The sequence below is a fragment of the Acinetobacter sp. LF10 genome, assembly GCF_048585715.1.
In the GTDB taxonomy this organism is placed as follows: domain Bacteria; phylum Pseudomonadota; class Gammaproteobacteria; order Pseudomonadales; family Moraxellaceae; genus Acinetobacter.
Map to the genome: position 1 here is coordinate 2,869,189 of NZ_CP184160.1, position 12,134 is coordinate 2,881,322.

Below are 12,134 nucleotides of genomic sequence, written 5' to 3' on the forward strand. Positions count from 1 at the left end.
AAAAATTGAGGCATTCAATGTCTTTACTGCTCCCGATTATTTTTTTACTGGCTGCGGCTTTAATTTTTGTTCCTTTGACAAAACGCTATGCCTCCACCACTGTTTTAGGTTATCTGATTGCAGGGATTTTGCTTAGTTCAAGCGTTTCTGGTTTGATTGAAGATCCTAAACTGATTAATCAACTGCTGCATTTCGGTATGATTGCCGTGATGTTCTTTATTGGCTTTGCTTTTCGCCCGCTACAACTGTGGGGAGAACGCAGAGGCATCTTAAAAAATAGTGGCCTACAATACTTCATCATCACGATCCTTCTAGTTGGAGCATGTTTCTTACTGGTTAATCAAGTGTTGCACAGTCTGATTCTCGGATGTACTTTAGCACTCTCCGCGTTGATTCTTCCACAACAACTACTCCAACAAAAACAACAGAGCAACCATAAATTAGAACAAGCTACTTTAGCCACCTTACAATTTCAGGCTTTTATTACCGTCATTCTGATTGCACTCTTTCCTTTACTAGAAGATACAGCCTCTACTCGACATGGAATCGCCTATTTTGCAGCGCTCATCGCTACGATTTCAGGCCTATTTTTAGCCAATCGTTATTTAGTTCGTCCTATATTTCGTTTCTTGGCGCATAAAAACAGTCTTCATCTCATTCCTGTACTCAGCATATTCATCCTGCTTTCAGTCATCCTGATTATGGATATTTTAAATCTTCATATTTTGATTGCTGCATTTTTAGCTGGACTTTTACTTGCTGAGAGTGAATTTAAAGTTGAGGTGGAACGTATTGTCGAACCCTTTAAAGATGCGGCGACAGGCTTGTTTTTTCTGGCGATTGGCTTAGGTCTTTCATTGACACCTTTAAGCCAATCTCCACTCTTGATTCTAGGTTTAATCTTTGCACTGGTCTTAATTAAAGCAGTTGTGATAGGTGCGATCAGCTATTATCAACAACGCAATACCAAATTTAGTACCTTATTTGCCGTAAGCTTGGCACAAAGTGGTGAATTTAGTTTTATTCTGCTCAAGCTAGCTGAAAGCGAAAATTTACTGAGTACAGAATTATTAGCACCGACATTTCTCATTATCTTGGGTTCGATGCTATTCACACCTTTACTTTACGCCCTGTTTAATCGGAAAATTTTACCGATGCTGCAAAAAAATAAAGTCGCTGTGGCTGATGCTGATATCCCACAACATCCAATCCTCATTATTGGATTCGGCCGTTTTGGGCAAGTCATTGCACGTGCTTTACATGCGCAAGGGAAACACTTTAACGTGATTGATAGCAACCAACCTGATGCTGATTTTATTGAACAATATGGACATCGTTTTATTGATGCCGATGTTACACAAATCGAAAACCTACGGGCTACAGGTATTGAATACTGCAAGTTACTGATTATTGCGATTGATGATGTCGAGGACAGCATGAATCTAGCACGACATCTGCGTTTAAATTATCCAGAGTTAACCATTTTGGTTCGTGCTCGAGATCGTCATCATGCACGATTACTTCATGATTTAGGGATTTCACAGATTTGGCGTGAAACCTACGCATCTGCGTTAAGTATGGCGCAGCAAGCCTTAGTTGAAACAGGTCTTTGCGAAAATGAAGCACAAAATTTGATGATGCATTTTAAACAAGAAGATGAACGGCTTATCCAGCAACATTGGAATTCTAATCAACAAGAGATCATTAAAAATCATCCAAGTGCTATTGCCGAGCTTGAGTATTTATTTGCAAATACAAAAACTTTGATTTTAGATCGTGCGAGCAATGATCAAAACACACAAAGTGATGCAAAATCACTCAATGAAACATCTTGAGTTTTGGCAAACTGACACCATTATTGACTGCATAACCATGCACCTCTTTATAAAGTCTGAAGTGCGTTACAAAGCAAAGCGTTGCTTTGCGCTCCCTCGAAGGAGCACTGGAGAAAAATATGTCTGATTTACGCCAACGCTTTTTTATCGAAGACTGCCCTGTTCGTGGTGAAGTGGTTCATTTGGAAGAAGCACTACAAACCATTTTGGCGCAACGTGAATATATGCCTGCGGTACAAAGTCTCTTAGGTGAAATGCTGAGTGCAACCGCCTTACTTGCAAGTACACTCAAGATTCGTGGTCGTATTAGCTTACAAATTCAAGCAAGTGGAACATTTAAATGGGCTATGGCTGAATGCAATCACTTAGGTGAAGTTCGTGCGCTCGCAGATTACGAAGAAGATCCGCGCTTCGCAGAAGGTAAAGATAGTCGTACCGTGCTTGCTGCCCTGACCAACCCTGTGCTGTTCATCAATATTGAACCTGAACACGGCGAACGCTACCAAGGTATCGTACCATTTGATCAACCGACATTAGCAGGTTGCTTAACGCAATATTATGATTTGTCTGCACAGATTCCAACACATATTGTATTGGCAACTAATGGTCAACGTTCAGGTGGTTTATTAATCCAACTACTCCCTCGTAATAACGAAGAAGAACAAAAGTTGGTTGATGAAGACTTGTGGCCTCGTTTGACCATGTTGACTGAAACCCTTAAACCCGAGGAATTGACGGATCTTTCAGCCAATGAAATTCTCTATCGTTTGTATAACGAAGAAGAAGTTCGTCTACCTGAAGTTGAGCAGTTAAAGTTCGGTTGTACTTGTTCGAAGGAACGTTGTGCCCACGCTTTGATTCAAATCGGTGTGGATGCAGTTCATGAAACACTAGAAGCACAAAACCCGATCCAAATGGATTGCCAATTCTGTAATGCACGTTATGAGTTTAGTGCAGAAGAAGCTTTAGGCTTATTTGGTGAACATTTAAGTTAATTGAAAAGTAAAATAAAAAAAGACGGGCTTCCGTCTTTTTTTATTTTGTATTAAGGTCTATCAGATAGAGCAATTTTCAAATCTCCCAATAACATAGACCTTAATTTTGACTTATGAATTACTTTGAATATTTCTTATTTATTATTAGCGTTATTGTCTTGATTGCTACCCCAGGCCCCGTAATGATCTTAGTGGCGAGCGCTGGTCTGAAAGGGGGTTATAAAAAAGCATTAGAAACTATTTTTGGTACCAATTTCGCTTCTTTAATCCTGATTTTTATTTCTGTACTCATTCTCAAAGGCTTTCTCACCATTGATGAGAACTATCTAAAAGCCATTCGTATATTAGGTTGCCTTTATATTGCCTATCTAGGCTATAGCATTATTAAAGAAGTGCTTCAGGCACCACATCCAACTGCCATTCAAACCTTATCCACACAAAGCGGAGGCTTTAAAAAAGGCTTTCTAGTGGGAATTTCCAATCCAAAAGATATTATTTTCTTTTCAGCTTTTTTCCCACAGTTTATTAACATCTCACCGAATATCAATTTCAGTTTAAGCTTACTTACGGTCACATGGATCATTTTGGACTTCTTAACCTTGTCTTTAGTGTATCTGTTCTTCAGTCGTCTCTCTCAAAGCAGAATCTATCCAAAGATTCTAGGTCTGTGTGGTGCTCTGCTCGTGTTGATTGCACTCTATGGGCTGATTGAAACCTTTATCTAAAGTGATCTTAGAAAACCGAAAGTACCGATACGTACTCTAAGCTTTTAGCTAAACAAAACAACTCTTATACAATCGAATCCATTGAAATCTCTTGGATTCGTTTCATAATGAAAGAAACAGCTCATTATTATATTTAAGATCATGGCAAAAAATTATTATGAAGAGCTAGGTGTTTCAAGAGATGCCTCAGCAGATGAAATTAAAAAAGCTTATCGAAAACTAGCACGTAAATATCATCCTGATGTGAGCAAAGAAACCGATGCGGAAGCTAAAATGCAGGCGATTAATGTCGCCTATGACACCTTGAGTGACGCTACAAAAAAAACTGAATACGATCAGATGTTAGATCATCCACAAGGTTTTTCTAATTTTGGACAAGGCAATCCAAATGGGTTTGACGGCTCACAGTTCTATCGCCAAAGCTCAGGTGAAGGCGCTGACTTTAGTGGCTTTGAGGATTTATTTGGTCGATTTGGCTCAGGTTTTGGTGGCGGGCAACAACGTTCGCAACGTCAACAACGCAGCTATCGGGGTGAGGATCAACATGCCAGTATCCAAGTCGATTTAGATATTGCCTATCACGGTTCAACAGAGCAAATTACGCTTCAAATTCCAACCTACAATGTTTATGGTGAACCTGAAGTACAGCGAAAAACTTTGCAGGTTAAGATTCCAAAAGGAATGAAAGAAGGTCAGCAAATTCGCTTAAATGGTCAAGGACAAAGTGGTATCAATGGCGGTGAAAATGGTGATCTTTATATTGAAATCCAATATAAAGATACCGACCGCATTCGTATTGAAGGGACTGATGTCTATCAAACTATTGATGTGAGTCCGTGGGAAGCTGCTCTAGGACAAAGCATTGAAGTCAATACTCCCGCAGGACAACTCAAGGTCAATTTACCTAAAAACGCTAAGAATGGACAACAACTACGTCTCAAAGATAAAGGGATACCAAACAAAATCGCAGGGCATTTATATCTAATTATTAATATTGTTTTACCACCAACACACAGTGAGCAAGAGCAACAGGCTTATCAACAGTTTGCAAATGCTTTTGCTTCATTCAGACCTCGTGCCTCATAAGGAGTAAGATCATGACAACTATTCAATACAAAGAAATTCAATATGATGGTCACTGCCAAGTTGAAATTATTGATGAACAATTGGCACTTGATCTCGAACACTTTGCAGAAGCATGTGGCCAAAGTACAGATTGGGTTTTAAAACTGATTGATTATGAAATTTTACAAATCCAAGTCGATCCACAAAGTTATCAGTTTATCGGTGAAGATGTAGCCCGAGCACGTCGAGCTTATCGTTTACAACGTGACTTCGATGCTAGCTTATCAGCAGTTGCGGTGATGTTGGATCTGATTGATGAAGTACAGCAACTGCGCAAACAGCTCAAACATTTTCACTAAGGTAACATCCATATATATGACTAAACGCTTTATTTAAGTTTAGTCATTTTTTCTACTTCTTTGAGTGTTTGCTTAATTGGTTCATAGTCTAAGAACCAAAGTAAATTTACATTTCGTTGTTTATGCTGTTGTGCCAATAAATCAATTACGCTCCGTTCACCACGCCCTACTAGATGTTGCTGGTAAAAATAGTACAACAGTGCCACCGTGCTCATTAACATGACTGCAAGCATAATCCAAAAACCAACAGGTGACTTTAACCCTGGGATAAATTCAAAATTCATCCCATAAATCCCTGTTAATAAGGTCAACGGGGCAAATATTGCCGTAATAATTGCTAAAATACGCATATTTTCATTGGTTTGATTCGCAATAGCTGAAAAATGTAAATCAATGGCCGATTGAATCGCATTTCTTAAACGCAAGGTATGTTTTTGAACACGCTCTATATGGCTCATTAAATCATTGAGACGAACCAAGAGAATGTCTTGATTCTTATGCTTATGCTCCCCCATCACATGATGATAATTATCAACTAACTCATCTCGAAACTCCTGTAAGGTCTCTATTTGTTCCTCACATAAATTTTCGATTTGTTGGAATGCCATATCTTCATGAAAGAGTTGATGCCACTGTTTAAAACGGCGGTTGCCCTGCAAAAGTTGCTGTTGCCAATATTCAACACGACGTGTCAGTGGTGTACGCAAATTCAAATAGCCATCAATCATGCTGTTCAGCAAACGTAAGCATAAATCGGCAGGTGTGCTGGCTAATTTTCTCGGTTTATTTTGTTCAGCAATCGGACGACCCATAATTACTTGAATACGTTGAATATAGCTTTCGATTGCTTTATTGCCCTGCTCCCTCACACTCACCAAAATATTCGGCGTTAGGATAAAACTCATCGGTGTAGTCGCTAGGCCAAAAATACTTTCATGAGATTCTAAAGCATTGTCACTTTCATAAATTTGATCGTCTGGACTGATCAATTTCCGCAATACTAATAGGTCATATTCTTCAACTGTATCAAAAGCACAAGGATGTTCAATATTGAGCAAATCACGCATATGAAATTCGTTAAGCACTACACCCGTATGCTCATAAATATTTTTTTGCCAAGAATCGGTATGATTAACCAAATCCTGTCTCAAACTATCAACCCACAAAAACTCAAGCGTATGTTCTGTTTGTTGTTCCACGCTAATAAAAATCGTATTTTCACTGTTATGACGATAAAAATAATAAAGCTGCATAGAGTCGAGATAAGTTTGAAAATCTATAGAAATGCTGCCATGAAGCACAATAAAAAGCTATGTTTATTCTATTATCAAAATCAAATGACATGAAAAAGCCTCGTATGCGAGGCATCGAGGCTTTTTCAAATTAGGCGGTATTAAACTTCTTTGTTTAGTACCACGCCATGTTTTAAGGCTTGGTCGAGTTGCTCTTTATCTAATGCCTTATCCCATTTTGCAACAACAATTGTTGCGCAAGCATTACCAACTAAATTGGTTAAAGCACGGCATTCAGACATAAAACGGTCAATACCAAGGATCAACGCCATCCCCGCAACTGGAATCGCAGGAACAACCGAAAGCGTTGCTGCCAAAGTAATAAAGCCTGCGCCCGTAATCCCCGCAGCCCCTTTAGAACTGAGCATAGCCACCAATAAAATTGTCACTTGTTGAGTGAGTGTCAATTCAATATTACATGCTTGTGCAATGAATAATGCAGCTAATGTCATGTAAATATTAGTACCATCTAAGTTGAATGAATACCCTGTCGGAATTACTAAACCCACAACCGATTTTTCACAGCCTGCTTTTTCCATTTTCGCCATCAATGATGGGAGTGCTGCTTCTGATGAACTTGTACCAAGAACCAACCACAGTTCATCTTTGATATAACGAATCAGGTCGATAATCGAAAAACCGTTATATCGAGCGACTGCACCCAAGATAACGATAACGAAAAGTAATGCGGTGATGTAGAAGGTTGCGATTAATAACATCAAGTTCCCAATTGAACTAATCCCATAAGCACCAATGGTAAATGCCATCGCACCAAATGCACCAATAGGTGCAAACTTCATTAACATACCCACTAGAGTGAATACAGGATTGGTTAATTGTTGCAAGAAATCAGTAATTGGACGGCCTAAATCGCCTGATTTAGCAAGTGCCAAACCAAATAAGACTGCGACAAACAAAACTTGAAGAATTTGACCTGATACAAATGGACTCACCAATGTATCTGGAATGATATTCATCAAGAAACCTGTAATAGTTGATTCATGTGCTTTAGCTGCATATTCATCAACTTTAGTACTGTGTAATGTACTTGGATCAATATTTAAACCATGACCAGGTTCAATTAAATTACCAACAATCAGACCAATGATCAGCGCAAGTGTTGAAAAGGTCAGGAAGTAAATCATTGCCTTACCTGTAACACGACCCACACTGCCAAGATTTTTCATCCCTGCAATACCAGTCACGACAGTCAAGAAAATCACAGGCGCAATAATCATTTTCACCATTTTAATAAAAGCTTCACCAAGCGGCTTTAAGCTTTCACCAAACTCAGGAAAGAAATGACCTAATAGTATCCCCGCAACAATTGCGAAGATCACTTGTACATAAAGAATTTGATAAAACTTGGGTTTCTTTGGTGGCTGCTGGTCATCTTGACCTGCGGCTACATGGTCGACGTGCATGTGCGATATTCCTTCATATTGGGATAACAAATAGACTTCCGACTGTCTATCTAAAACCTTATAAACACAGGCAGGAGCGGAAATTTGGGGAATTCTACGTTAATTGTAATCCTCACAATTTAAGCACTCGACTAATGTCTAATATAAAATAATTTTATGTTTATTGTTTCGCCAATTTATATTTATAGTTTTCATCTAGTTAATAAAAAAGCGCATTGTAAAAACAATGCGCTTTTTTTAAGCAAAAGTATTGCTATTATTGAGCTTGCTCAATATCTTTCATTGTCAACTTAATACGACCACGATTATCGACATCAGCAACTTGTACTTTTAGTTCCTGACCTTCTTTTAACACGTCGGTCACATTCGCAATACGCTCATTTGAGATTTGTGAAATGTGAAGTAAACCATCCGTACCAGGCATGATATTTACGAACGCACCAAATTCAACGATACGAATCACTTTACCGTCGTAGATTTTTCCTGGCTCAACTTCAGCAGTCAGTGCTTGGATTTTTGCAATCGCAGCACGAGCAGCAGCTTTAGTTTCACCAAATACACGAACTGTACCATTGTCTTCGATATCAATCGCAGCTTTGGTCTCTTCTGTAATGGCACGAATGGTAGCACCACCTTTACCAATCACATCACGAATCTTATCTGGATTGATGTTAATCACTTCGAAAGTCGGCGCATTCGCACTGATTTCTGCACGCGCACGTGAAATGACTTTATTCATTTCATTCAGGATATGCATACGACCAGCAAAAGCTTGGTTTAATGCAACTTCCATGATCTCTTCAGTAATCCCTTCGATCTTGATGTCCATTTGAAGCGCAGTAATACCATTTGCAGAACCTGCTACTTTAAAGTCCATGTCACCAAGGTGGTCTTCGTCACCTAAGATGTCTGAAAGAACTGCAAAACGCTCACCTTCTTTTACTAAGCCCATTGCAATACCTGCAACTGGTGCTTTAAGCGGAACACCTGCATCCATAAGTGCAAGAGATGCACCACAAACAGACGCCATAGAAGATGAACCGTTTGATTCAGTAATATCAGATACGATACGAAGTACGTAAGGGAAACGATCAACAGGTGGAAGAACCGCTTGTACACCACGACGTGCTAAACGACCGTGTCCAATTTCGCGACGCTTAGGACCTGATTCACGACCCGTTTCACCTACAGAGTAAGCTGGGAAGTTATAATGCAACATGAAGTTGTCAGTTTTCGTACCCGCTAAGGTATCAACCATCAATGCATCACGTGTGTTACCTAAAGTTGCAGTTACAAGTGCTTGTGTTTCGCCACGTGTAAACAATGCTGAACCATGAGCACGACCTAATACACCCACTTGAACGTCGATACCACGAACTGTTTTGGTGTCACGACCATCAATACGTGGCTTACCAGACAAGATGTTGTCACGTACGGTACGGTATTTAAGATCTTCGAATAAGAAATCAACTTCATCAGCGATGCCATCAACATCTTCTTCAGGAACGAATTGCGCTTTTGCTTCTGCATAAAGTGCATCTAAAGCTGCATAACGTTCTTGTTTTACCGCAATCGTATACGCTTCTGAAATTTTTGCTTCAAATGCTTCTTTTAATTTAGCACGTAATTCTTCATTGTGCGTTGGAGCAACCCACTCAGATTCTTTCGCGCCAACTGCAGCAGCAAATTCTTTGATTGCTTGTACAGCAATTTGCATTTCGTCATGACCGAAAAGTACTGCGCCTAACATTTGGTCTTCTGAAAGTTCTTTCGCTTCAGATTCAACCATTAACACTGCTGATTCTGTACCTGCAACGACAAGATCAAGATCAGATTGTGCAAGTTGTTCTAACGTTGGGTTAAGAACATATTCACCATTGATCAAACCAACACGTGCACCACCAATTGGACCACGGAAAGGTGTGCCCGCAATCGACAATGCAGCAGATGTACCTAACATCGCAGCAATATCAGCATCCATTGTTTTGTCAGAAGAAACAACTGTTGCTGTGACTTGGATTTCGTTGAAATAACCTTCTGGGAACAATGGACGAATCGGACGGTCAATCAAACGAGAAATTAAAGTTTCAGCTTCAGACGCACGACCTTCGCGCTTGCCATAACCACCAGGGATACGACCCGCCGCATATTGTTTTTCTTGATAGTTAACAGTTAACGGGAAAAAGTCTTGACCCGCTTTTGCTTTTGGCTGTGCAACAACCGCAACAAGCACAGTTACACCACCCATGGTGATTAAAACTGTATTTGCTTGACGTGCAACACGACCCGTTTCTAAAACAACTTGGTGCTGACCAAATTGGAATTCTTTACGAACGATATTAAACATTGACATGTATTATATTTTCCTAGTTTTATTCTAGTGAGACCCCTAAGGTTTGGCATTCAGACTACAACTCATGTGTAGATAAATGACAAAGCTTAGAAGCCATCGCACTAGATCAAAATTTTTACATAAAAGTTAAACACAAAGAAGGAGCGAACAAGCGCCCCTTCTAAAATCACCTAAACCAAATCAGGTGAAACTCTCTTTTCAGCGATAAAGCATTGCAACATGCGAAATAGCGAAAACAAAGTAAAATCGAATTAACGACGTAAACCTAATGCGCCGATCAAAGCAACATAACGACCGTGATCTTTACCATTTAAATAGTCAAGTAATTTACGACGTTGGTTAACCATACGAATCAAACCACGACGGCTGTGGTGGTCATGTTTGTGTTCTTTAAAGTGACCTTGCAAATCATTGATTTGAGCAGTCAATAAAGCAACTTGTACTTCAGGTGAACCAGTGTCGTTTTCTGCACGAGCAAATTTAGCAATGATCTCTGCGCGATCTGCGTTAGTTAAAGCCATTCGATTTCTCCGAGATGCTTAAAAAATAAAATGATAATGATCAGTTGCAAGCAACTGACTGCCGTGCATCACTACAGCAAGTCGCCTATTTTAAGTGATCTATCACCATATTGCAAAAATGTTTTAACTTTGCTGGCATTTCGGCAGCTGACAGCATTGAACAAAATAGGCACACTATCGTATATCTGTTTTCAATTTATGACAGAGACGAAAGAAAACGAAAATATTGCGAGGGAATCGTGAAAATTTTATCAACCAATACTTGTTATGTACCAAATGACTTAAATCAAGTGATTCGCTCAAAAGATGAAGTTGCAGCTGAATTGGGTGGAATGACTGAAAAGCAGATTCAAAAGATCTGGAATAGCGTTGAATGCCTGTATAAAACAGGAAACTATCCACTTGTTACATTATGTTTGCGACGTCAAGGACAAATCTTACTGAACCGCAGTATTGGTTATGCACAGGGTAACTCTCCAGATGGCTTAGCCGCGGATGCAAAAATTGGTACGCCTGATACGCCTGTATGTTTGTTCTCTGCATCAAAAATGGTTACAGCAATGCTGATCCATATGTTGGATGAGCGCGGTGATTTAAATCTGCTCGATCCGATTAGCTACTATATTCCTGAATATGGGGTCAATGGTAAACGTCGTGCGACTATTTTCCATTTGCTTTCTCACCGTGGCGGGATTCCACGTATTGATACAGAAGTCACACCAGAACTTTTATTTAACCAAGAAGAAATCTTAAAAGTACTTTGCGCAGCTAAACCTGTTTCGCCATCAGGGACACATCTTGCTTATCACGCTGTTACCGCTGGTTATATCCTAGGTGAAATCGTTCAGCGTGTAACTGGACAAAGCGTACGTGAGTTTTTGGCTGAAAATATTGAAAAACCAATGGGGCTAGATTATTTCAACTATGGTTTGAAACCAGAATATCGAGACAATGTTGCACTAAACTATGCCACAGGAATTCACCCAAGCTTAGGTACAGACCATTATCTTAATCATGTACTCGGTGGTGGTTTACAACTTGCAGTGGATGTCACCAATGATACTCGTTTCATGGATACTATTTGTCCTGCTGGAAACATTTATACCAGTGCTGAACAAGTTGGTCGCTTTTTTGAAATGTTACTCAGCGGTGGTGAATATCAGGGTAAAGAAATCATGAGCGCAAAAACTGTATTTCGCTCAACCCTACCAACATCAGGAACAAGCCTAGACCGTACTCTACTCGCCCCAATGCGTTATGCGTTAGGTCCAATGCTTGGTAGTAATCCAGTCGGTTTATTTGGTCCAATGACTGGTCAGGCTTTTGGGCACATTGGTTTTTCTAATATTTTATGTTGGGCAGATCCAGAGCGTGATGTTAGTGTATCGTTGCTTACCACAGGAAAATCTGTCGTTGGGACACACCTCCCTGCTCTTGCCAAAACATTATATCAAATCTCAACAAACTGCCCTAAGATTCCAAAGAATCAACGTCGTTCATTATTTGCAACAGATCGACACGAAGCAGACATCGTCTAATTCATTTGATCGCAGCAAAAAAAAAGA

10 protein-coding genes are annotated in these 12,134 nt (G+C 39.7%); 6 read left to right on the forward strand and 4 right to left on the reverse strand.

The features are described 5' to 3' along the window. Window positions 1-17: 17 nt before the first annotated feature. The 5 genes from ACN19N_RS13825 (at window position 18) to ACN19N_RS13845 (ending at window position 4,979) form a co-directional block, all read left to right on the forward strand. On the forward strand, window positions 18-1,835 hold the full coding sequence (locus ACN19N_RS13825) for a cation:proton antiporter (protein WP_420001581.1): 1,818 nt from the start codon (window positions 18-20) through the stop codon (window positions 1,833-1,835). Between the two features lie 119 nt (window positions 1,836-1,954). Beyond that, window positions 1,955-2,830, forward strand: a complete 876-nt coding sequence (locus ACN19N_RS13830; protein ID WP_269228957.1) for an Hsp33 family molecular chaperone HslO — start codon at window positions 1,955-1,957, stop codon at window positions 2,828-2,830. A 113-nt stretch (window positions 2,831-2,943) separates the two neighbouring features. Then, entirely contained in the window at window positions 2,944-3,555 is a 612-nt protein-coding gene (locus tag ACN19N_RS13835; RefSeq protein WP_269228958.1) for a LysE family translocator, read from the forward strand. Window positions 3,556-3,696: 141 nt separating this feature from the next. Continuing rightward, on the forward strand, window positions 3,697-4,641 hold the full coding sequence (locus ACN19N_RS13840; RefSeq protein ID WP_420001582.1) for a DnaJ C-terminal domain-containing protein: 945 nt from the start codon (window positions 3,697-3,699) through the stop codon (window positions 4,639-4,641). Between the two features lie 11 nt (window positions 4,642-4,652). Further along, the gene (locus tag ACN19N_RS13845; RefSeq protein ID WP_004659218.1) at window positions 4,653-4,979 is read left to right on the forward strand and encodes a chaperone modulator CbpM; all 327 of its coding nucleotides are present in this window, start codon (window positions 4,653-4,655) and stop codon (window positions 4,977-4,979) included. A gap of 29 nt (window positions 4,980-5,008) precedes the next feature. On the opposite strand, the gene ACN19N_RS13850 is transcribed toward ACN19N_RS13845, so the two are convergent. From ACN19N_RS13850 to rpsO, 4 genes are all read right to left on the reverse strand, one after another. After that, complete coding sequence (locus ACN19N_RS13850) at window positions 5,009-6,232, reverse strand: magnesium transporter CorA family protein (RefSeq protein WP_420001583.1); 1,224 nt, start codon at window positions 6,230-6,232, stop codon at window positions 5,009-5,011. 140 nt (window positions 6,233-6,372) lie between these two features. Next, complete coding sequence (locus ACN19N_RS13855; protein WP_420001584.1) at window positions 6,373-7,695, reverse strand: dicarboxylate/amino acid:cation symporter; 1,323 nt, start codon at window positions 7,693-7,695, stop codon at window positions 6,373-6,375. A gap of 256 nt (window positions 7,696-7,951) precedes the next feature. Next, window positions 7,952-10,042: a polyribonucleotide nucleotidyltransferase gene (gene pnp, locus ACN19N_RS13860; RefSeq protein ID WP_171062387.1), complete on the reverse strand. Its 2,091-nt coding sequence runs from the start codon at window positions 10,040-10,042 to the stop codon at window positions 7,952-7,954. A gap of 257 nt (window positions 10,043-10,299) precedes the next feature. Then, a complete protein-coding gene (gene rpsO, locus ACN19N_RS13865) occupies window positions 10,300-10,569 on the reverse strand; it encodes a 30S ribosomal protein S15 (RefSeq protein ID WP_004637724.1) in 270 nt (89 codons plus the stop codon). Window positions 10,570-10,808: 239 nt separating this feature from the next. On the opposite strand from rpsO, the gene ACN19N_RS13870 reads away from it, so the two are divergent. Continuing rightward, window positions 10,809-12,107 carry a serine hydrolase domain-containing protein gene (locus tag ACN19N_RS13870; RefSeq protein WP_269228962.1) on the forward strand — a complete coding sequence of 433 codons (1,299 nt, stop codon included), beginning with the start codon at window positions 10,809-10,811 and terminating at the stop codon, window positions 12,105-12,107. The last annotated feature ends 27 nt before the right edge of the window (window positions 12,108-12,134 follow it).